The organism is Halomonas sp. GFAJ-1, assembly GCF_000236625.2.
Classification (GTDB): domain Bacteria; phylum Pseudomonadota; class Gammaproteobacteria; order Pseudomonadales; family Halomonadaceae; genus Vreelandella.
This window is the reverse complement of record NZ_AHBC01000090.1, coordinates 1-988: the sequence shown is the minus strand read 5'-3', so window position 1 is coordinate 988 and position 988 is coordinate 1. Positions and strand designations below refer to the sequence as shown.

Below are 988 nucleotides of genomic sequence, written 5' to 3'. Positions count from 1 at the left end.
GATAGATATCAGCCATCGACTTTCGCACTATKTACTAGGTTTTGTACGAAAAGTTGGCTCGCAAGCAACGGTCGATGCACGCCACGCATACCATCGCCTTAAAGCTACTTGCCAGCTTTTCATAGCGTGTGGCGATCCGGCGACATTCTTTAAGCCAGCTAAAGCAGCGTTCTATCACATTCCGTTGCCGATATTTCGGTTTATCGAACCGTCTAGGTAGCCCAGGCCGGGTTCTTCGGTGCATATTGCGCTGAGCAATCACGGGTTTCATGCCGTGCCTGTCGCAATAATGACGCAGCTCATCGCTGTCGTATCCTTTGTCAGCCACCACATAGCGACTACGTTTGCGAGGACGCCCGACGCCACCTGGTAGATGAATGCTCTCTAATGTCGCAACGAAGTGACGAGAATCTGCCTCTTGACCAGGAGACAGTGTGAACGCCAGTGGCCAGCCATGACGATCACAAACCAAATGAATTTTGGTTGTTAAACCGCCGCGGCTACGGCCGAGCGCGTGGTCTAGCGGTTCTGTTGAACCCCCTTTTTACCGCCTCCAGCGGCAGCGCGTGTGGCTCGCACGGAAGTGGCATCGATCATCCACGTGTCTAGATCCATAAGCCCATCTTCACGTAACTTAAGCTGCAAGCGAGAAAGTACCGCTTCAAAGGTGCCGTCATCACGCCACTTGCGGAACCGGTCATAAACCGTCGACCAAGGACCATATCGCTCGGGTAAATCACGCCATTTAGCACCAGAGCACAGTACCCAGAAGACACCATTGAGCATTTTCCGGTCATCCCGCCTGGGTCTGCCCATGGTTTGAGGAGGAGCCACGATATCTTCGATCTGTGCCCAGCCGTCATCAGAAATCTCGTAACGTCCGACCATTGTTTTCCCCTATGCTGCTTTTGCATAGGTAAAGTTAGCAGATAAGGCTTTTCGTACAAAACCTARACTCCAATCCGATCTGTGGATAAACCACTGAGTG

1 protein-coding gene is annotated in these 988 nt (G+C 52.0%); it reads right to left on the bottom strand.

From position 1 onward, the window contains the following. Window positions 1-34: 34 nt before the first annotated feature. Window positions 35-888 (bottom strand): IS5 family transposase gene (locus MOY_RS17100; protein ID WP_105208820.1). Its coding sequence is split into 2 segments (ribosomal slippage): window positions 35-546 and window positions 546-888, totalling 855 coding nucleotides; the frame shifts between segments, so codons are not numbered across the junction. Window positions 889-988 lie beyond the last annotated feature (100 nt).